We start from the raw sequence: 20175 nt of genomic DNA on the forward strand, positions 1-20175 counted from the left end.
CGCCGGACTTCATCAGCTCGGCCACGGTGCGGCCGTCGCGGGCGCCTTCGACGATGAAGTCGGAAATGATGGCGATGGCCTCGGGATGGTTAAGCTTGACGCCGCGCTCAAGACGGCGGCGCGCGACGATGGCGGCCATCGAGATCAAGAGCTTGTCTTTTTCGCGGGGGGACAGATTCATGCAAGCACTCTGAATAAAGTTAGTTCAGCCACAGCCGCGGCAGCGCGGCGCCGGAGCGCGCCAGCACGTTCATCATGTCGACGCGCAGCTTGGCGGCATCTTGCGCACAGAAGCGGGCCATTGCAAATCCGTTCCAGCAGGAGATGCCGACCTCGCCGCCGAAGCTGTCCGCAGCCTCGCGAATCCGCTCCACCAGTGCCTCGTCACCGGGCACGATCAGCGCGGTGCCGATCGCCAGGCCGCCATTGGCGATCGCCGGACGGGCCAGCTTTGCGCTGAAATCGCCGTCGAGCCGCACGGTTTCGGCGAACACAAGCTTGCCGCCGCGGCGCAGCCGCCAGCGGTCGATGAACGCGCCGGTTAGCAGCTTTTCGCCCATCGCGGCGCGGCCGAAGATGACGATCTCGCAGACCACCAGCGAGGCGGATGCATCGAGGTCGATGTCGATGCGGCGTTCGGTGCGGGAGCGGTCGAACAGAATGGTTTCCTGCGGCAGCCAGGACAGATGTGCGCCAGCGGCGGCCTTAAGCGCAATGTTGATCTCCGCCGAAGGACCATGGGAGCGATAGACCTTTTCGGCAGCCGCGGTGGTGACCGTGAGGCTGGTGCCCTCGCCGACCGCGATGTCGATGTCGAAACGGTCACCGCCGGCCGCGCCGCCGGCGGTGTTGACGAACATCGCGGACAGGCCGTGGTCCTCCGGTGACGGGAAGCGGACGCGCAGCGAGCCGGATTCGTGCAGCTCGCGGCGGCGGGTCTTGCCATCGACGAGGTGGACGTCGAACGTCACCGAGCCCCGCGCGCGGTTGGCGGCAAAGATTGCGGATGATGCGTTCGGGGAATCAGCGGCCATGGTGTCTCCGGCCGCATCATAGCGCGGCCGGCTCACAGCGCCATCTGGCGGCTGATCTCGGCGGGATCGAGGGTCGAGCGGTCGCAGGCGAATTTCACCACGCCGCGGTCCATCACCGCAAAATTGTCGCCGAGCTCGCAGGCGAAGTCGAGATATTGCTCGACCAGCACGATGGAGATAGAGCCAAGGCTGCGCAGATAGGTGATGGCGCGTCCGATGTCCTTGATGATCGAGGGCTGGATGCCTTCGGTGGGTTCGTCGAGCAACAGCAGTTTTGGCCGCATCACCAGCGCGCGGCCGATGGCCAATTGCTGTTGTTGTCCGCCGGACAGATCGCCGCCGCGCCGGCCGAGCATGGATTTCAGCACCGGAAACAGCGAGAACACGTCGGAGGGAATGTTGCGGTCGGCGCGCGCGAGCGGCGCGTAGCCGGTCTTGAGGTTCTCTTCCACGGTGAGCAGCGGAAAGATCTCGCGGCCCTGCGGCACGAAGGAGATGCCGCGCCGCGCCCGCTCATAGGGCTTCAGGGTCGAGATGTCCTGGCCATCGAAAGTAATCGAGCCGCCGGAAATGGCCTGCTGGCCGACCATGGCGCGCAGCAGGCTGGTCTTGCCGACGCCGTTGCGGCCGAGCACGCAGGTTACCTTGCCGGGCTCCGCCGAGACGGTGACGCCACGCAGCGCCTGCGCCGCGCCGTAATACAGGCTGATGTTATCGACTTTCAGCATGGTAGTCGAAGTCCTTTGCCGCTCTCTCCGTGTCGTCTCCGCGAAAGCGGGGACCCATACACGCTGTCGCTCTGTTTTCCACCGGCGCCGGTGTCTTGCTATTTGCGCCGGAGGTTATGGGTCCCCGCTCCGCGCACGCCTTCGGCGTGCTAGGCGGGGACGACACCGAGTTTCACCTTCCCAAATACACTTCGACGACGCGGTCGTTGGTCGAGACCTGGTCGATGGTACCCTCTGCCAGCACCGTGCCTTCGTGCAGGCACGTCACCTTGACGCCCAACTCGCGCACGAAGGTCATGTCGTGCTCCACCACCACCACGGTCTTGTGGTCGCGGTTGATCTCCTTCAGCAGCTCGGCGGTCTGGTGGGTCTCGACGTCGGTCATGCCCGCGACGGGCTCATCGACCAGCAACAGTTTCGGGTCCTGCGCCAGCAGCATGCCGATCTCCAGCCACTGCTTCTGGCCGTGCGACAGGTTGCCGGCGAGGCGGTGCCGGGAGTCGGTCAAGCGGATGGTCTCCAGCACCTTGCCGATGCGCTCGGTCTGCTCCCTTGTATTGCGCCAGAACAGCGTGCCGCGAACGCGGTGGTCGACATTCAGCGCCAGCAGCAGATTGTCCCAGACGGTCTGGCTCTCGAACACCGTGGGCTTCTGGAATTTGCGGCCGATGCCCAGCGTGGCGATCTGGGTCTCGTCGAGCAGCGTGAGATCGTGGATGCCGTCGAAATAGACGTCGCCCTCGTCCGGCCTGGTCTTGCCGGTGATGATGTCCATCATCGTGGTCTTGCCGGCGCCGTTGGGCCCGATGATGGCGCGCATCTCGCCCGGCGCCAGCACCAAAGAGAGGTTGTTGATGGCGTGAAAACCGTCGAACGAGACGTGGACGCCGTCGAGATACAGCAGCGCCGAGGTGATGCGCTTCTGCCGCGCCTCCGCCTCGCGCGCGGCGACTACGGGATCGACGATCGCGGGGGCGTGGTGGGCCGGCTTCGCGGCGACGGGCTCTTCGAGATGAGTCATTTGCCCTACTCCGCCGGACGGGGTTTGCTGACGCCGTCTTCAGCGGCGGCGCTGTCTTCATTAGCGGTGTCGCGCTTCGCCCTCCACGGCTCCCACCAGGCGTTGAAGGTGCCGACGATGCCCTTCGGCAGCAGCAGCGTTACCAGGATGAACAGCGCGCCGAGCATGAACAGCCAGTACGGCGCCAAGGCCCCGGAGGTAAACACGGTCTTGGCGTAGTTGACGACCACCGCGCCGAGCGCCGCGCCGATCAGCGTGCCGCGGCCGCCGACCGCGACCCAGATCACCGCCTCAATGGAATTGGCCGGGGCGAATTCGCCGGGGTTGATAATGCCGACCTGCGGCACGTAGAGCGCGCCGGCGACGCCGGCCATGCAGGCCGACAGCGTGAACACGAACAATTTGTAGGATTCGACGCGGTAGCCGAGGAAGCGCGTTCGGGACTCGGAGTCGCGGATCGCGATCAGGACCTTGCCGAGCTTCGAGGTCACCACCGCGCGACAGATCAGGAAGCCGAGCATCAGCGCGAGGCAGCTCAGCGCGAACAGCGCCGCGCGGGTGCCTTCGGCCTGCACGTTGAAGCCCAGAATGTCCTTGAAGTCGGTGAGGCCGTTATTGCCGCCGAAGCCGAAGTCGTTGCGGAAAAAGGCGAGCAGCAGCGCGTAGGTCATCGCCTGCGTGATGATCGACAGATAAACGCCTGACACACGGGAGCGGAAGGTCAGCCAGCCGAAGCCGAAGGCGAGCAGGCCCGGCACGATGAGCACCATGGCGGCGGCGAACCAGAACATGTCGAAGCCGTACCAGTACCACGGCAGCTTGCTGTAGTTCAGGAACACCATGAAGTCCGGCAGGATCGGATTGCCGTAGACGCCGCGCGGGCCGATCTGCCGCATCAGGTACATGCCCATGGCGTAGCCGCCGAGCGCGAAGAAGGCGCCGTGGCCGAGCGAGAGGATGCCGCAATAGCCCCAGATCAGGTCGATGGAAAGCGCCAGGATGGCGTAGCAGACATATTTGCCGAACAGCGCCAGCAGATAGGTCGGAACCTGGAACATGGAGTCGGCCGGCAGAGCCAAGTTCGACAGCGGCAGCAGCACGCCGACGGCGGCCACGATCAGCAGGAAGATGGTGGCGCTGCGGTCGAGGGAGCGGGTGAGGATGTGCGGGGTCATGATCGGCCTCCACATGCGCCGCGTCGTCCCCGCCTAGCACGCCGAAGGCTTGCGCGGAGCGGGGACCCATAACCTCGGTCCGACGTAGTGAAGGAAGGCCTTTGCCGTCCTGCCGCCACATGGTGACAGCGTGTATGGATCCCCGCTTTCGCGGGGACGACGCGGGGAGAGGACGGTGCGAGACGGTGGGGCTCGATATTCATCATCATGCTTCGATCGCCCTGCCCTTGAGTGCGAACAGGCCGCGCGGCCGCTTCTGGATGAACAGGATGATCAGCACCAGGATGGCGATCTTGCCGAGCACGGCGCCGGCCACCGGCTCCAGGAATTTGTTGGCGATGCCCAGCGTGAAGGCGCCGACCAGGGTGCCCCAGAGATTGCCGACGCCGCCGAACACCACGACCATGAAACTGTCGATGATGTAGCTCTGACCGAGGTTGGGCGAGACATTGTCGATCTGCGACAGCGCCACGCCGGCGATCCCGGCAATGCCGGAGCCGAGGCCGAAGGTCAGCGCATCGACGCGCGATGTGGCGATGCCCATCGAGGCCGCCATCCTGCGGTTTTGCGTCACCGCGCGCATCTCCAGTCCGATGCTGGAGTAGCGCAGCATCGCCAGCAGGATCGCAAATACGGCCAGCGTGAAGCACAGGATCCACAGCCGGTTATAGGTGATGGTGATCTGGCCGAGTTCGAAGGCGCCCGACATCCAGGAGGGATTGCCGACTTCGCGGTTGGTCGGGCCGAACATGGTGCGCACCGCCTGCTGCAGCACCAGCGAGAGGCCCCAGGTGGCGAGCAGGGTTTCCAGCGGACGGCCGTACAGGAAGCGGATGATGGTGCGCTCGATGACAATGCCGAGAAGGCCGGCGATCAGGAAGGCCAGCGGCACCGCCATCAGCAGCGAATAATCGAACAGGCCGGGATAGGAGGTGCGGATGATTTCCTGCACGCCGAAGGTGACGTAGGCGCCGATCATCACCATCTCGCCATGGGCCATGTTGATGACGCCCATCACGCCGAAGGTGATGGCGAGGCCGATGGCGGCGAGCAGCAGCACCGAGCCGAGCGACAGGCCGTACCAGGCATTCTGCGCGATAGACCACAAGGTCTGGCGGCTCTGGATCGCGGTGGTGGCGCTGGCGGCGCTGCGCGAGACGACGATCGATTGTTCGGCGCCGGCGAGGCCAGTGAGCAGCGCGAGGGCTTCCTGATCGCCGCGCAACTTGATGACGGCGATGGATTCGATCTTCTCGGCGTCGGTGGCGTCTTCCTTGAACAGCAGGATTGCGGCGCGGGCCTCGACGAACGCCTGCTTGGCCTTCTTGTCGGTTTCCTTTTCCAGCGCCTGATCGACCACCGGCAGCATCGCGGCATCATGGGTCTTGAACACCGACTGCGCGGCCTGGACGCGCTTGGCGGGATCCGGCGACATCAGCGTCAGGCCGCCCAAAGCGGCATCGATGGTGCGGCGCAGGCGGTTGTTGAGGCGCACGGCGACGGCGCTGTCGGGCACGCTGGCGACCGACGCGCCGGTCGCGGCGTCGATGCTCTTGCCGTCGGCTTGCGTGAGATAGACTTTCTTGCTGTCGGGATCGGCCAGCAGCCGGCCGTCCTGCAGCGCGCTGATGATCGCGAAAGCCTGCGGATTTCCGGACGTGGCGATCTCGCCGACGGCTTCGTCGGTGTCGGAAAATTCGTCATTGGCAAATTTGGCGACGGCATCCTCGAAGGGACCCGCCAGCGCCGGAATGGCAGACGCGGCAATCAGAACAAACGCAAACAGGAAGGTGCGAAAACGTTCAACCAAATTGATCGGCACTGGATGACCCCGGACGGAAGGAAAGGAAGAAGGCGGCGGCAATGCCGCCTTCTTCAGTTTGCTCGGGAGAAACTAGTCAACGACAGACCTGTCACCGTTCATTGCGAGCCCACGGAAGGCGGCGTTGCCGACTTTCGTGGAGCGAAGCAATCCAGGAGCCAAGTGCAAAGACTGGATTGCTTCGTCGCAAGTGCTCCTCGCAATGACGGGGAGAGTTTGGCGCTTCGTTACTCAGACCCGCGTGATCAGGAACCCTGACCGCCGCACTTGTTGGTCTTGGTGTTGTAGTTGCCGCACTTCTTGCCGACCCAGTCGCCGATCAGGTCCTTGGAGCCTTCCAGCTCCTTCGACCAGGCGTCGCCGGCCACCAGGCCCGGGGTCTTCCAGACCACGTCGAACTGGCCGTTGCCCTTGATCTCGCCGATGAACACCGGCTTGGTGATGTGGTGGTTCGGCAGCATCTTCGAAGTACCGCCGGTCAGGTTGGCGGCTTCAATGCCGGGCAGCGCGTCGATCACCTTGTCCGGCTCGATCGACTTGGCCTTCTCGACCGCCTTCACCCACATGTTGAAGCCGATATAGGTGGCTTCCATCGGGTCGTTGGTCACGCGCTTGGGATTCTTGGTGAAGGCCTGCCATTCCTTGATGAACTTGTCGTTGGCAGGGGTCTTGATGGATTCGAAGTAGTTCCAGGCGGCGAGATGGCCGAGCAGCGGCTTGGTATCGATGCCGGCGAGTTCTTCCTCACCCACCGAGAACGCCACCACCGGGATGTCCTTGGCCTTGATGCCCTGGTTGCCGAGTTCCTTGTAGAACGGCACGTTGGCGTCGCCATTGATGGTCGAGACCACCGCGGTCTTCTTGCCGGCGGAGCCGAACTTCTTGATGTCGGCGACGATGGTCTGCCAGTCCGAATGACCGAACGGGGTGTAGTTGATCATGATGTCTTCCTGCTTGACGCCCTTCGACTTCAAGTAGGCTTCCAGCACCTTGTTGGTGGTGCGCGGATAGACGTAGTCGGTGCCGGCCAGCACCCAGCGCTTCACCTTTTCGTCCTTCATCAGGTAATCGACCGCCGGGATCGCCTGCTGGTTCGGGGCGGCGCCGGTGTAGAACACGTTGCGCTCGGACTCTTCGCCTTCGTACTGCACGGGATAGAACAGGATCGAGTTCAGTTCCTTGAACACCGGGAGTACCGATTTGCGCGAGACCGAGGTCCAGCAGCCGAACACCACGGCGACCTTGTCCTTGGTGATCAGCTCGCGGGCCTTTTCGGCGAACAGCGGCCAGTTCGAGGCGGGATCGACCACGACGGCCTCGAGCTTCTTGCCCATCACGCCGCCCTTCTTGTTCTGCTCATCGATCATGAACAGCACGGTATCCTTCAGCGTGGTCTCGGAGATCGCCATGGTGCCGGACAGCGAGTGCAACACGCCGACCTTGATGGTGTCGTCGGCCGCTTTCGCCGACGAGAACGCCGACAGGCCGATGACCAGGCCCGCAGTAGCCGCCATCCAGCTGCGCCGGGTCAGACCTTTAGCAAGGCCGGGCCTGGCTATCGCGTGAGTCAAATTGGTTGTCATGTGCGTTGATCTCCCTGACGCAGACGTAAAATTACTGCGGAACGGCCCCACGGCCGGCGCGTTAAGGGAATCGCAAGAAGTGTGCCAGTACTCAAAAGAGTGTTAAACCACTGCAATCGCTGGTAACTTTGTATTTTTTGAAATAATTGAGTGCCTCACATGTCTAATTTTTGAGCTAAAAAATTGGCGCCCCGGGAAGCATTTCGATTATAATCTAAGCAAATAAGGCGTCCTGTCTAAATTTCGTGCAGCGGTATTTTGTCGCTGCGCTAACCCTCTCTGCGATTCATCTTGAAACCGCCGCGTTCGTGTTCCATATGACCGTGACGACCTTGAGAATCATCAGGTCTATGCGAGCCGCGTGTACTGATCCCGTCCAACGGTTTCTGGCTTGCCCCTTCAGCCAACCCAAACGACGCCCCAGACACGCGGGTGTCTCCAGACACCCCTCGCGCGCTCCTGGCTTGATCGCCGGGCGCCTGCTTTCATTGTGGAAAGACACATCTTTTGACCTCCTTTCAGGAATTCGGCCTCGCCGATCCCATTACCCGTGCGCTCAAGGAAGAAAACTACACCACCCCGACCCCGATCCAGGCCCAGACCATCCCGATCGCCATCACCGGCAAGGATGTCATCGGTATCGCCCAGACCGGCACCGGCAAGACCGCATCCTTCGCGCTGCCGATCCTTCACCGCCTGCTTGAGAACCGCATCAAGCCGCAGCCTAAGCATTGCCGCGTGCTGGTGCTGAGCCCGACCCGCGAACTCTCCGGCCAGATCCTCGAGAGCTTCAACGCCTACGGCCGCCACATGCATCTGACATCGACGCTGGCGATCGGCGGCGTGCCGATGGGCCGCCAGGTGCGCTCGCTGATGCCCGGCGTCGACGTCCTCGTCGCCACCCCCGGCCGGCTGATCGATCTCGTCCAGAGCAACGGCCTGAAGCTCGGCGCCGTCGAGTTCCTGGTGCTCGACGAAGCCGACCGCATGCTCGACATGGGCTTCATCAACGACATCCGCAAAATCGTCGCCAAGCTTCCGATCAAGCGCCAGACGCTGTTCTTCTCGGCGACCATGCCGAAGGACATCGCCGAACTCGCCGAATCGATGCTGAAGGATCCGGCCCGCGTCGCGGTGACCCCGGTGGCCTCCACCGTGGAGCGCATCGCCCAGCGCGTGATCCATGTCGATCACTCCGCCAAGCCGACCATCCTCGCCCAGATCCTGAAGTCCGAGAACGTCAACCGGGCGCTGATCTTCACCCGCACCAAGCACGGCGCCGACAAGGTCGTGAAGGGCCTCGAGCGCGCCGGCATCCGCGCCGACGCGATCCACGGCAACAAGTCGCAGAACCATCGCGAGCGCACGCTGGCGAACTTCCGCACCGGCGAGATCAAGACCCTGGTGGCCACCGACATCGCCGCCCGCGGCATCGATGTCGACGGTATTACCCACGTGGTGAACTTCGACCTGCCGAACATCCCCGAGACCTACGTCCACCGCATCGGCCGCACCGCGCGCGCCGGCGCCGAGGGCATCGCGATCTCGCTTTGCTCGGGCGAGGAAATGGCGTATCTGCGCGATATCGAAAAGCTGATCCGCGTCACGCTGCCGAAGGAAGACCGTCGTACCCCCGGCCGCAACGACGTCGGTCCGCCGCCGTCGCAGAATCGCGGTGGCCAGAACCGCAACTCGCGCCCTGCCGCATCGCGCAGCAACGACGGCGCGCCGAGCCAGAACGCGCGCAACCGTCGTCGCCCCCCCGGTGGCGGCAACGGGAGTGCACCGCAACCGAACCGCGATCATTCGCGACACGAAAATACCCGGCACGAGCCGGCCGCACGTCCGGCCGCCCAATCCGGTTCTAACGCCGCCTCTACGACTAAAGAAGGGATGCAGGGCGTTGCCTTCCTGCATCGCGAAAGCCGACCCAACACCACCCCGAACCGCACCCAGCGTCCGCGCTAACACACGATCGATCTGGAGCTAACAATGGCCAAAGAAGAGCTGATCCAGTTCGAAGGACTGGTGACCGAAATCCTTCCCGATGCACGCTATCGCGTGCAGCTCGATGCCGGACATGAAATCGTTGCCTACACCGCCGGCAAGATGAAAAAGAACCGCATCAAGACGCTGGCAGGCGATCGCGTGACGATCGAGATGTCGCCCTACGATCTCGAAAAGGGCCGGCTGATATTCCGCCACAAGGACGAACGCCCCGGCGGCGGCGCTCCGCGTGGCGCTCCGCCGCGCGGTCAATTCCGCCGTCGCTAATACGACGCGGACTTTGCACTGCACAACAACTACACCGCGCGCGGCCCCCCATGCCGCGCGCGTTTTTGCGAGGCCTTCGCCGACTGTTAGTGCACTATCAAAAAATCGTGCGCGTCAGGATTGTTTTGGATACCCGCTTCGCTTAATATGAACTAATCGATTTTCGGCCGGACGACATTATCTATCCCCCGGTGCAGCCGGTCTAGACTGACGACCCTTCCAAAAATTCGATGTCACCAGCCCGCCGGAGCGCGGGCTACTGCTATATTATTGAGAAGGGACTACCCCCGTGAGCATGGGAACTGTGAAGTGGTTTAACGCGACCAAGGGCTTCGGCTTCATTCAGCCGGACGACGGCGGCAACGACGTGTTTGTGCACATCAGCGCTGTCGAGCGTGCCGGCCTCGGCACCCTGCGCGAAGGCCAGAAGATCAGCTACGAAATCGTTGCCGATCGTCGCTCTGGCAAGTCGTCGGCCGACAATCTGCGCGCCGCCGGCTAACCGAAATCCCGCGCGCAAGCAGCGGATTTCGCCGACATCAAATACCAAAGGCCGCGCTGCGCAGCGCGGCCTTTTTGTTATGTTATGCGATCAGCACGGCGGCGCTGACGGCGCTACGACGCAAGTTGTCAGCCGCGGCCGGGTAAAGCTCGACTCGCCTAGCGTGATCCCGGTTTTCGCCACTACCCAGCCGACGATCGGCTTGTACAGGTAACTGACCTGGCTCAGGATCAGGTACTGGTTCGGCAGCACCGCGTTGGAAGAGTCCTTGCCAATCAGGTTGGCCGGCACCGCGAACGGATCGCCCGGAGTCAGCTTGACGTCGCCCCGGCTCCACTTCACCACGCCGTTTTTCGTCGACGGATCGATATAGATCTGGCTGATCGTCGCGGACAGCTGCGTCTTGTCGTAAGGCACCAGCATCGCGTCGGCAATATTGAAGAAGTTGGTGAACTCCGCCTCGGTAACCGAGGCATAGCGCGAAGCGAGGTCCGACAGGGATTGTGCTATCATCGTGACCTTGCGATCGGCTGCTACGCCCATCGTGATGTCGATCATCCCGAACAACATCACCAGCAATAGCGGCAAAATCATCGCGAACTCGACGGCCGCTATGCCGCGAACGTCCTGCGACCACCTCGCCGCAAGCCGTCGCGAACGAAGTCGCCATTCCATCAATTTGTGCATGGTTCGAACCATCATTGTGGGCGGACGGCATTGGTAGCGGCCAGCAAGCGTTTGCCGCTGGAACTGCTGCCGCCGACATTGGACAGGTTGTATCCGAGCCCCGTCACGAATAACGGCCATTGATAAAAGGCACGAACCACGACGGTACTGTTCGCAGCGGGGGGCGTCTGCACATCGAAGGTGCAATTGTTGAACGTCCCGCCGGAATCGTATGGGTTGGGTGGCGCAATGGTTGCACCCTGGGCATAGGTTCGAACGTCGATGCACACCTTGTTGCAATCCATCAGCAAGTTCACGCGACTGCAAAACCCGGTCGTGTAATTTGCCTGGGTAATCGCCGTGCTGGTGTAGAACGTGCGGCTGCTATCCTGCACCGCGGTTTCCAGCACCTGTCCCGCAAAGAACACCATGGCGGTCTCGATGACCGCAAACAGCAGCGCGAAAAAGACCGGCGCGACAAAGGCGAATTCGACCGCCGCGGAGGCCTGCCTGTTGCGACCGAAGCGGCGCAGCAGCGAGCCTAACCTATCCGGAGAAATGAGGGGTAGCAGCATCGGCAAAACCCATGGCGACGGGGAAATAACTACCGCCAAGGCTATCTCAAACAGATTGTTGAAGTGTTTCGCCCAATCGAGACAGACTGGCCCGGCATCTTAACGGCGTATTGACCATGACCGCGCCACCGCGATGGCGACGATCTTGGCCGCAGAAATGCCAAAGAGGAAAACGGCAGGGTTAGTTGACCTTGCCGCCTGCGCCCGTGGCCTGGGTGTTGAGCGAGCCAGCCTGATCCATGGTGGACTTGAAGTACGTCTCGCCGTCGCCGAGCGTCACCCGCCGCTGGCATACCGGCGAGCAGCTATAGGACTCGCGATCGACGCCGCGATAGATCGTCACGACCTTGTCGGTCGGGCCTTCCACCTGGACGATACGGTCCATCAGCACTGCGCCTGTTCGGTCCATGGCGATGATATTGGTGGCGCCGTAGCCCTTCCCGGTGACGACAACCATGCCGCCGGGCTGCAGCGTCACGTCGGCGATCAGCGGATTGCCGACCACGATGGTGGCGATCCGGTCGGGAAATTTGATGAGCTTGGCCTGATCGACATTGACGGCGATGAGGTCATCCACAGGCGCGGCGATGCCGCCCGCGGGGATCAGCAAGATTCCGGCCGCAAGCGACCGAAGCAAAAAAACCGCGCGTGCGCGCGACCGCAACAACTGAAGCGACATCCTGTACTCCGGGACGAACCAAGCCGGCAAAAGCAGATACGCAGCGGTGCCGGCGCCCGACATGGCAAATGTGCCGTTAATTGATGAAGGAAGAGGAAACGGGGGCCTCTAAAGAAGCGCCCTTCTCCTTCTCCCCTTGTGGGTGGGCTCGGAGCTTGCGGCCCCCTCACCCGTCCACGCTTCGCGCGGCCACCCTCTCCCACCTAGCGAAGCTTCGCTTCGCGCGGGGGAGAGGGGAGGAAGAGAAGGAAGGGAGGCGCGAAAAACTACTGCTTGAACGGATAGGCCAGCTGCCCCGCGAATTCGGTGGGCAGCGGTTCGCCATCGACGCCGTAGTGGTCGGGCAGTTCGCCGGCCGGCATCCGGAAGGTGCCGAACAGGATGTCCCAGACCGGAAAGGTGCCGGAGAAGTTGGTGTTGCCGCCGCGCTCCAGCGAGGTGTGGTGCCAGCGGTGGAACACCGGTGAAGCCAGCACGTAACGGAACGGCCCGAGGGTCCAGTTCAGATTGGCGTGCACGAACGCCGAATGGAAGGTGGTGAACGGCCCGACCCACAGCATGATGTTGGGGGAAATGCCGGCCATCAGCAGCACCACATCGACCGCGACGGTGCCGAGCAGCAGGTTCACCGGGTGAAACCGTGCCGCGGAAATCCACTCCACTTCTTCCGAGGAGTGATGGATGGCGTGATACTTCCAGAAGCCACCGCCATGGTACATGCGGTGGAACCAATACAGCAGGAAATCCGAGACGACGAGGAAGATGATCGCCTGAACCCACAGCGGCAGCTCCGACAGGGGCCCATGGCCATTGTCGTAGAAGGCGATCAGATCGTTGGCTTCGTGAATGTCGAAGACGACGGCGGCGCCGATCACCAGCAGCCCGATCCGCACCGTGCGGGTGAGTAGCGGCACGAAGAACCAGTAGCAGATGTCGGTGACGAGCTCGGTCTTGCGCCACCACGGCTTGCCCGGGTTGCAGGCCCAGAAATACGACAGCACCGAAAACACCAGACCCAGCGCCAGCGTGATCGGCACCACCTTGATAATGGTCTGGCCGAACATTTCGAGCACTTCGAGCGGCAAGGTCGACATGGCTGCCTCATGATCAGGGAGATCGAGAGTTACCGCGACATGCTTAAGGAGCCATGAATAGAACGCGTATCCACCGAAGCGAATGCAGCCAAGCCGTTACGATCGCTCTTAAGTACCTATTTACCGTGCTCAAGAAGAGACAAATGCGACCGACTTTCATTGACCGAATTAACCGCACTGCAATTCCCCGATCTTAATCTGCCCCCATGGTCACGGTGCTGAGAACGCCGCGGAGACCAAACCTTAGTTCGACAGCCACGTGCAGACATGGAGTTTTGTATTATGAAGAATCTCGTTTCGCGTTTCGTGAAAGATGAGTCCGGCGCCACCGCGATCGAATACGGCCTGATCGCAGCCGGCATCGCCCTGGTGATCATTGCCGCCGTCAACGGCATCGGCACCAAGCTGACCGGTATGTTTGGTTCGATCTCGACCTCGCTCAAATAAGCGACCGCTCGCATTGCATAGAAGGCTCCGGCAATCCCGGAGCCTTTTTTGTCCTCCCATTGCCGACAAGGCTGCCGTCGATGAAGCGATCTGCCACCGCGCCCGCAGAAGCGTCGCAAGCGCTAGCTGCGAGCAGCACGATCCTGCGCGAGCCCGCCGCGATCGTATGCCTGGCACTGGCGCTGGCGCTGGTCACCGTCGCCATCCGGATTGCCGACGTCTGGTAAATCGCCAGCTGTTTCCCGATTGTTCACTTCTGCTGGCTAGATTCGTCCCTGTCGCTGCAACGGGCTGAAGCCATGATCCTCGATTTGATGCGCCTGATGCTGTTCCCGGCCCTGATGGCATTCGCCGCGGCCAGCGACCTTTTCACCATGACGATTTCCAACCGTGTCTCGCTGCTGCTGGTGGCGGGCTTCGCGGTGCTGGCCGGGTTCGGCGGCATGGGATCTCACGATTTGCTGTCTCACCTGGGGGCCGGCGCCGCCGTACTGGCCGTGGCCTTCACCTGCTTCGCGTTCGGCTGGGTCGGCGGCGGCGATGCCAAACTGGCAGCGGCCACCGGGCTGTGGTTCGGTTTCGACCCTCTGCTCGAATATCTGGTCTACGCCTCGCTGTTCGGCGGCGCATTGACCCTTTTACTGCTGCAGTTCCGGCAGTTGCCATTGCCCTACGCGCTAGGCAGCCAGCCCTGGCTGCTCAAGCTGCACCACAAGGAAACCGGCATTCCCTACGGCATCGCGCTCGCGCTGGGCGCGCTGATGGTCTATCCGGAAACCGAGTGGATCAAGGCCATCGACCTCACGCGCCTGGCGATGCACTAGCGTCGGTCGAGTTCGCAGCAACCGTGCAGCTATTTCGCTGGCACCGCGCCGACACCCTTCGAATCCGTTAACGCGATTTAGATACCGCTCATTAACCATGCTTTGACGAATAGCTGGTCAACTCCCCCTTACAGCGGCGCACGCGTCGCAGCGTAATGTGGAAAGTGAAGCGTATGAATACCGCACGCATTGTGGTCCTGGCCATTGCCGTCGGCGCCGGCAGCGTTGCGCTGTACCTGGCGAGCAGCTCCGATCAGGCGCCGCCGCCTGCCGCGCCAGTGGCGCAGCTCCCCACCATGGACGTCCTTGTCGCCAAGTCCGACATTGCGCTGGGCCAGTTGCTCGGCGCGGGCGACGTGCAGTGGCAGACCTGGCCGGCATCGGCCGCCAGCGCTAGCGTGATCCGCAAGAACGAGCGTCCGGAAGCGCCGACCGAAATCGCCGGCGCGATTGCGCGTTCGCCGTTTGTCGCGGGCGAACCGATCCGCGAACCGAAGCTGGTGCGCACCAATAATTCCGGCTTCATGGCGGCCGTGCTGCCGACGGGCATGCGCGCGGTCTCCACCGAAATTTCGCCGGAAACCGGCGCCGGCGGCTTCATCCTGCCGAACGATCGCGTCGACGTCATCCTGTCGAAGCGCGACAAGAACCCTGATCGCAACGCTTCCGCCGACGTCGTCAATTCCGAGATCATCCTCAGCAACATCCGCGTGCTCGCCATCGATCAGGCGCCGAAGGAAAAAGACGGCCAGAACTCCGTGGTCGGCAAGACCGCCACCCTCGAGCTGAAGCCGGAGCAGGCCGAAATGCTGGCACGGGCGCGGCAGACCGGCACGCTGTCGCTGGCGCTGCGCGCGCTGGTCGACATCAACAAGCCCGAGATCACAAGCGACGACAACCGCAGCAGCAGCAAGCGCGACAGCATCAACGTGGTTCGCTACGGCGTCCCGACGACGACAACGACGCAGAAGTGACCATGAGGACGCAGACGATGAGGCGCATGACTACCAGTCGATCGATGCAGGCCTTCGTGGTCCGCGCGATGTCGTTTACTGCCGTCACGGCGCTGGCGCTTAACCCCGCGCTGACGCCGGTGCTGGCGGCCGACCGCGCAACCGCGCCGGTCTCCGCCGAAGGCCATATGGGCTCGCGCTTCCTGGCGCTCGGCATCGGAAAATCCATCGTCATCGACCTGCCGCGCGACATCAAGGACGTGCTGGTGGCCGATCCGAAGATCGCCAACGCGGTGGTGCGTTCGGCGCAGCGCGCCTACATCATCGGCGCCACCGTCGGTCAGACCAACATCGTGTTCTTCGACGCCACCGGCCAGCAGATGGCGGCCTATGATATCGCCGTGACCCGTGACCTCAACGGCGCCCGCGCGGCACTGAAGCAGATGCTGCCCAATGCCGACGTCCGTATCGAGGGCATCGGCGACGGCGTCATGCTGACCGGCTCGGTGTCGAGCCCGCAAGAAGCCCAGCAGGCCAACGACATCGCCGTCCGTCTCGCCGGCGGCGCCGACAAGGTCGTCAATAGCATCGCGGTGCGCGGCCGCGATCAGGTCATGCTCAAGGTCACGGTCGCCGAAGTCCAGCGCAACATCATCAAGCAGATGGGCGTCGATCTGTCGGCATCGCTGGGCTACGGCACCGCCGTGGTCAAGTTCAACAACACCAATCCGTTTACGGCACTCGGCCACAGCCTGGTCGAGGGCAATAGCACCGTCGCGTCGTTCGGTTCAACGCCGTCCGTAACGGCGACGCTGAAGGCCATGGAAAGCGCGGGCGTCATCCGCACGCTCGCCGAGCCGAGCCTGACCGCGATATCCGGCGAAACCGCCAATTTCCTCGCCGGCGGTGAATTCCCGGTGCCGGGCGGCAACAGCTGCGATCCGGTCACCCGGATCTGCACCACGCAGATCGCCTTCAAGAAGTTCGGTATCTCGCTCGGCTTCACGCCGATCGTTCTCAGCGAAGGCCGCATCAGCCTTCGCGTGGCCACCGAAGTTTCCGAATTGTCGCAAGAAAATGCGGTGACCATCGGCGGCACGTCGATACCTGCCATCAAGACCAACCGCGCCGATACCACGCTGGAAATTCCGTCGGGTGGCTCGATGGTGATGGCCGGCCTGATCAAGCAACAGACCAAGCAGAGCATCAACGGCCTGCCCGGCCTGGCGCAACTGCCGGTCCTCGGTTCGCTGTTCCGCAGCCGCGACTACGTCAACAACAATACCGAACTGATGGTGCTGGTGACGCCCTTTATCGTGCGCGCGGTCGCCCAGAAAGACCTGTCGCGTCCCGATGACGGTTTCGCCGATGCGTCCGATCCGCAGGCCGATCTGCTGGGCAGCATCAACCGGGTCTACGGCGCCCCCGGGCGCCCGGACGACAAGAAATCCGGCAAGAACTATCGCGGCACCTACGGTTTTATCACGGACTGAGGCGGGACGAGGACACACCCATGACCAGCAAACAACCCGCCAGGATCCACCGGCGCAGCCGCCTCGCGGTGGCGCTCGTCGGCGTTTCGCTTGCCTCGCTTGCGCTCGGCGGCTGCAAGACGACCACCGAACGCGATATCACGACGGCCAGCATTCCCAGCGATTACCGGCAGCGCCACCCGATCGTGATTCAGGAATCCAACCGCAGCGTCGAGATCTTCGTCGGCCAGCAGCGCGGCGGCCTGTCCGGTCCGCAGCGCGCCGATGTGGCCGCGCTGGCCCAGACCTGGCTGCGCGACGGCACCGGCAGCATCATCGCCGAAGTCCCGACCGATACGCCGAACGCCCGCGCCGCGGCGGATTCGATGCGCGAGGTTCAGTCGATCCTGGTGGGCAGCGGCATCCCGCCGCGCGGCATCATCGTGCGCGGTTATCGTCCCGCCGATGCCCGGCAGTTGGCAACGCTGCGCCTGACCTATCCGCGTATCGTCGCCGACGCCGGCCCCTGCGGCACCTGGCCGGAGGACCTCGGCCCGAGCGTGCACAACAAGAGCTATCTCGATAACAAGCCATACTTCAATCTCGGCTGTGCGCAGCAACGCAACCTCGCTGCCATGATTTCCAACCCGTCGGACCTGGTGCAGCCACGCCCCGAAGCTCCTGCCTATACCGGCCGGCGCACCGTCGTTCTCGACAAGTATCGCAAGGGTGAAAGCACCGCCGCGATCAATCCCGATGCGGACAAAAACAAAATAAGTAATGTGGGCCAATGATCAGCTACGCACGCCAACAGACCGCAGACGAACAGCCCGCCATCCCCCAGGCGGAAGAGCATATTGCGCCGGCACCGCGGGTGTCGGTGCAGGCGTTTTGCGAAACGGCTGAAACCGCCGCGGCCGTACAGGCCGCCGCGGAGGACCGCCGGCTCGGCAAGGCCCATATCAAGATCCAGATGGGCGGCATGGCCGCCGCCACCGAGGCCTATCGCTCGGCGCCGACGCCGAACGTCATCATCCTGGAAACCGAAGGCCGCACCGATATCCTGGCCGGCCTCGACCAGCTCGCGACGGTGTGCGACGCCGGCACCCGGGTCGTGGTGATCGGCAAGGTGAACGACGTTACGCTGTACCGCGAACTGGTTCGCCGCGGCGTCAGCGACTACGTGATTGCGCCCGTCACCACCATCGACGTGGTCAGGTCGATCTGCGGGTTGTTTTCCGCGCCCGAGGCCAAGGCCGTGGGCCGGATCATCGCCGTTGTCGGCGCCAAGGGCGGCGTCGGCGCCTCGACCGTCGCGCATAACGTCGCCTGGGCAATTGCCCGCGATCTCGCGCTCGATTCCGTGGTCGCCGATCTCGATCTCGCCTTCGGCACCGCCGGCCTCGACTACAACCAGGATCCGCCGCAGGGCATCGCGGATGCGGTGTTCTCGCCGGACCGCGTCGATACCGCCTTCATCGACCGCCTGCTGTCGAAGTGCACCGACCATCTCAGCCTGCTGGCCGCGCCGGCAACGCTGGAGCGGGTCTATGACTTCGGCGCCGACGCTTTCGACTCGATTTTCGACACGCTGCGCTCCACCATGCCGTGCATCGTGCTCGACGTGCCGCATCAGTGGTCCGGCTGGACCAAGCGTGCGCTGATCGGTGCCGACGACATCCTGATCGTCGCGGCACCCGACCTCGCCAACCTGCGCAACACCAAGAACATGTACGACCTGATCAAGGCGTCGCGGCCCAACGACCGCGCACCGATGTACTGCCTCAACCAGGTCGGCGTGCCGAAGCGTCCAGAAATCAGCGCAAGCGAGTTCGCCAAGGCGATCGAAAGCCCGCCGATTGCCACCATCCCGTTCGATCCCCAGATGTTCGGTTCGGCCGCCAACAACGGCCAGATGATCGCGGAGATCGCCGCGGGTCATCGCACCACCGAGATCTTCCTGCAGATCGCCCAGCGGCTGACCGGCCGCGGCGAAACCAAGAAGCCCAAGGGCTCGTTCCTGTCGCCATTCCTCGAAAAGTTGCGGTCAAAGTAAGACACCGCCTGGAGCGTCGTCGTGTTTGGTAAGCGTAGCGGAGCCGATACAGAACCCAGGGCCCTCAAGCCCATCGCGCCGGAGCCTTCGCCCGGCGTGATGAGCGTGAGCGCGCCTCCCGTGGTGTCCTCGCCGCCGCTGTCGCCTGCGCGCCAGGCGCCGCCGCCGGTCGCGGAACGCAAGTCGGAGAACTATTACCAGGTCAAGGCGACGATCTTCGGCGCGCTGATCGAGGCCATCGATCTCGCGCAATTGGCCAAACTCGACGGCGAATCCGCGCGCGAGGAAATCCGCGACATCGTCAACGAGATCATCGCGATCAAGAACATCGTGATGTCGATCTCCGAGCAGGAAGAACTGCTCGACGATATCTGCAACGACGTGCTCGGCTACGGCCCGCTGGAGCCGCTGCTGTCGCGCGACGACATCTCCGACATCATGGTCAACGGCGCCGGCACGGTGTTCATCGAAGTCGCCGGCCGTATCCAGAAGACCGGCATCCGGTTCCGCGACAATCAGCAACTGCTGAACATCTGCCAGCGCATCGTCAGCCAAGTCGGCCGTCGCGTCGACGAGTCCTCGCCGATCTGCGACGCCCGCCTTGCCGACGGTTCGCGCGTCAACGCCATCGTGCCGCCGCTGGCGATCGACGGTCCGGCGCTCACCATCCGCAAGTTCAAGAAGGACAAGCTGACGCTCGATCAGCTGGTCAAGTTCGGTGCGATCTCGCCGGAAGGCGCAGAAATCCTGCAGATCATCGGCCGCTGCCGCGCCAACGTGCTGATCTCCGGCGGTACCGGTTCCGGCAAGACCACGCTGCTGAATTGCCTCACGCAATATATCGATGACGACGAACGCATCATCACCTGCGAAGACGCGGCCGAACTGCAGTTGCAGCAGCCGCATGTGGTGCGCCTGGAAAGCCGGCCGCCGAACCTCGAAGGCGAAGGCCAGATCACCATGCGCGATCTGGTCAAGAACTGCCTGCGCATGCGGCCGGAGCGCATCATCGTCGGTGAGGTGCGCGGACCCGAAGCTTTCGATCTCTTGCAGGCGATGAACACCGGCCACGACGGCTCGATGGGCACCCTGCACGCCAACTCACCCCGCGAGGCGATCAGCCGGCTGGAGTCGATGATCACCATGGGCGGCTACGGCCTGCCGTCGAAGACCATCAAGGAGATGATCGTCGGCTCGGTCGATGTGATCATCCAGGCCGCACGCCTGCGCGACGGCTCGCGCCGCATCACCCACGTTACCGAGGTGCTCG

22 protein-coding genes are annotated in these 20175 nt (G+C 63.2%); 11 read left to right on the top strand and 11 right to left on the bottom strand.

The genetic code is table 11. The features are described 5' to 3' along the window. The 7 genes from JWR89_RS22395 to urtA all read right to left on the bottom strand — a co-directional run. A partial coding sequence (locus tag JWR89_RS22395; RefSeq protein ID WP_299720252.1) for an urease subunit gamma occupies positions 1-181 on the bottom strand: 181 nt, incomplete at its 3' end. A 19-nt stretch (positions 182-200) separates the two neighbouring features. Then, entirely contained in the window at positions 201-1034 is an 834-nt protein-coding gene (locus tag JWR89_RS22400; protein ID WP_299720254.1) for an urease accessory protein UreD, read from the bottom strand. Between the two features lie 32 nt (positions 1035-1066). Next, complete coding sequence (gene urtE, locus JWR89_RS22405) at positions 1067-1762, bottom strand: urea ABC transporter ATP-binding subunit UrtE (protein WP_299720256.1); 696 nt, start codon at positions 1760-1762, stop codon at positions 1067-1069. Between the two features lie 172 nt (positions 1763-1934). Beyond that, positions 1935-2783, bottom strand: coding sequence for an urea ABC transporter ATP-binding protein UrtD (gene urtD / locus JWR89_RS22410; RefSeq protein WP_299720258.1), 849 nt, complete (start codon positions 2781-2783; stop codon positions 1935-1937). 5 nt (positions 2784-2788) lie between these two features. Beyond that, the gene (urtC, locus tag JWR89_RS22415) at positions 2789-3958 is read right to left on the bottom strand and encodes an urea ABC transporter permease subunit UrtC (RefSeq protein WP_299720260.1); all 1170 of its coding nucleotides are present in this window, start codon (positions 3956-3958) and stop codon (positions 2789-2791) included. Between the two features lie 205 nt (positions 3959-4163). Beyond that, the gene (gene urtB / locus JWR89_RS22420) at positions 4164-5780 is read right to left on the bottom strand and encodes an urea ABC transporter permease subunit UrtB (protein ID WP_299720262.1); all 1617 of its coding nucleotides are present in this window, start codon (positions 5778-5780) and stop codon (positions 4164-4166) included. Positions 5781-6025: 245 nt separating this feature from the next. Further along, positions 6026-7363, bottom strand: a complete 1338-nt coding sequence (gene urtA, locus JWR89_RS22425; protein WP_299720264.1) for an urea ABC transporter substrate-binding protein — start codon at positions 7361-7363, stop codon at positions 6026-6028. A gap of 507 nt (positions 7364-7870) precedes the next feature. Between urtA and JWR89_RS22430 the strand changes: the two genes are divergently transcribed. From JWR89_RS22430 to JWR89_RS22440, 3 genes are all read left to right on the top strand, one after another. After that, positions 7871-9331 (top strand): DEAD/DEAH box helicase, encoded by a 1461-nt coding sequence (locus tag JWR89_RS22430; protein WP_299720266.1) that lies wholly within the window; start codon positions 7871-7873, stop codon positions 9329-9331. 24 nt (positions 9332-9355) lie between these two features. Then, positions 9356-9637, top strand: coding sequence for a translation initiation factor IF-1 (gene infA / locus JWR89_RS22435; RefSeq protein WP_143575210.1), 282 nt, complete (start codon positions 9356-9358; stop codon positions 9635-9637). Positions 9638-9926: 289 nt separating this feature from the next. Further along, positions 9927-10139 (top strand): cold-shock protein, encoded by a 213-nt coding sequence (locus tag JWR89_RS22440; RefSeq protein ID WP_011474122.1) that lies wholly within the window; start codon positions 9927-9929, stop codon positions 10137-10139. A gap of 90 nt (positions 10140-10229) precedes the next feature. On the opposite strand, the gene JWR89_RS22445 is transcribed toward JWR89_RS22440, so the two are convergent. The 4 genes from JWR89_RS22445 to JWR89_RS22460 all read right to left on the bottom strand — a co-directional run bounded on the left by JWR89_RS22445 (position 10230) and on the right by JWR89_RS22460 (position 13153). Beyond that, the gene (locus tag JWR89_RS22445) at positions 10230-10826 is read right to left on the bottom strand and encodes a TadE/TadG family type IV pilus assembly protein (RefSeq protein ID WP_366143006.1); all 597 of its coding nucleotides are present in this window, start codon (positions 10824-10826) and stop codon (positions 10230-10232) included. Positions 10827-10837: 11 nt separating this feature from the next. After that, a complete protein-coding gene (locus JWR89_RS22450) occupies positions 10838-11380 on the bottom strand; it encodes a TadE/TadG family type IV pilus assembly protein (RefSeq protein ID WP_299720274.1) in 543 nt (180 codons plus the stop codon). 181 nt (positions 11381-11561) lie between these two features. After that, the gene (locus JWR89_RS22455) at positions 11562-12059 is read right to left on the bottom strand and encodes a pilus assembly protein N-terminal domain-containing protein (protein ID WP_299720296.1); all 498 of its coding nucleotides are present in this window, start codon (positions 12057-12059) and stop codon (positions 11562-11564) included. A 266-nt stretch (positions 12060-12325) separates the two neighbouring features. Next, positions 12326-13153 (bottom strand): sterol desaturase family protein, encoded by an 828-nt coding sequence (locus JWR89_RS22460; protein WP_299720276.1) that lies wholly within the window; start codon positions 13151-13153, stop codon positions 12326-12328. 282 nt (positions 13154-13435) lie between these two features. On the opposite strand from JWR89_RS22460, the gene JWR89_RS22465 reads away from it, so the two are divergent. The 8 genes from JWR89_RS22465 to JWR89_RS22500 form a co-directional block, all read left to right on the top strand. Continuing rightward, positions 13436-13600: a Flp family type IVb pilin gene (locus tag JWR89_RS22465; RefSeq protein ID WP_299720278.1), complete on the top strand. Its 165-nt coding sequence runs from the start codon at positions 13436-13438 to the stop codon at positions 13598-13600. 80 nt (positions 13601-13680) lie between these two features. Then, entirely contained in the window at positions 13681-13827 is a 147-nt protein-coding gene (locus JWR89_RS22470) for a hypothetical protein (RefSeq protein WP_299720280.1), read from the top strand. Positions 13828-13899: 72 nt separating this feature from the next. Then, entirely contained in the window at positions 13900-14424 is a 525-nt protein-coding gene (locus JWR89_RS22475) for a prepilin peptidase (RefSeq protein ID WP_299720282.1), read from the top strand. 173 nt (positions 14425-14597) lie between these two features. After that, positions 14598-15398: a Flp pilus assembly protein CpaB gene (gene cpaB, locus JWR89_RS22480; RefSeq protein ID WP_299720284.1), complete on the top strand. Its 801-nt coding sequence runs from the start codon at positions 14598-14600 to the stop codon at positions 15396-15398. A gap of 26 nt (positions 15399-15424) precedes the next feature. After that, positions 15425-16870 (top strand): type II and III secretion system protein family protein, encoded by a 1446-nt coding sequence (locus JWR89_RS22485; protein ID WP_299720286.1) that lies wholly within the window; start codon positions 15425-15427, stop codon positions 16868-16870. Between the two features lie 20 nt (positions 16871-16890). Beyond that, a complete protein-coding gene (locus JWR89_RS22490) occupies positions 16891-17643 on the top strand; it encodes a CpaD family pilus assembly protein (protein ID WP_299720288.1) in 753 nt (250 codons plus the stop codon). Continuing rightward, positions 17640-18905 carry an AAA family ATPase gene (locus JWR89_RS22495; RefSeq protein WP_299720290.1) on the top strand — a complete coding sequence of 422 codons (1266 nt, stop codon included), beginning with the start codon at positions 17640-17642 and terminating at the stop codon, positions 18903-18905. Before JWR89_RS22490 ends, JWR89_RS22495 begins: the two co-directional genes overlap by 4 nt. 21 nt (positions 18906-18926) lie before the next feature. Beyond that, positions 18927-20175, top strand: a 1249-nt coding sequence (locus JWR89_RS22500; protein ID WP_299720292.1) for a CpaF family protein, incomplete at its 3' end; no start/stop codon positions are given.

The organism is Tardiphaga sp. (genome assembly GCF_028290785.1).
GTDB lineage: Bacteria > Pseudomonadota > Alphaproteobacteria > Rhizobiales > Xanthobacteraceae > Tardiphaga.